At 53.7% G+C, this 486-nt stretch carries 1 pseudogene; it reads right to left on the bottom strand.

What is annotated here, in order from left to right:
• A pseudogene (locus HW130_RS35170) lies at positions 1 to 486 on the bottom strand (1-deoxy-D-xylulose-5-phosphate reductoisomerase); the annotation flags it as partial.

The raw sequence follows: 486 nt of genomic DNA, 5'->3' as shown, positions 1-486 counted from the left end.
GATTTGTTGCGCAAGAAAAGCAGCAACGGTGATTTCGTTTGCGGCATTCAATGCTGTCGTCGCTGCCTGGCCTTGTTCGAACGCCTCCATCGCCAGTTTCAGGCATGGATAACGATCATAATCCGGTGCGGCAAATGTCAACGCACTTAGTTTGCAAAAATCGAGCGGCTTCACGCCAGAGTTCACGCGATTCGGCCATGCCATGGTGTGGGCAATTGGCGTACGCATATCCGGTTCCCCCAGCTGCGCCAGAACACTGCCGTCCTGATAGCGCACCATTGAGTGAATCACTGACTGCGGGTGAATCAGCACTTCCATCTGGCTGGCGCTGGCGTTAAACAGCCAACGCGCTTCAATGTATTCCAGACCTTTGTTCATCATGGTAGCCGAATCGACAGAAATTTTACGCCCCATCGACCAGTTCGGATGACGGCAGGCTTGATCCGGCGTCATTGTTGCCAAATCGCGCAATGGCGTCTCACGGAA

This window comes from Streptomyces sp. PKU-EA00015 (assembly GCF_013387495.1).
Lineage (GTDB): Bacteria > Actinomycetota > Actinomycetes > Streptomycetales > Streptomycetaceae > Streptomyces.
Note: the sequence above shows the minus strand (reverse complement) of the source record. Positions and strands in the feature narration are given on the sequence as shown.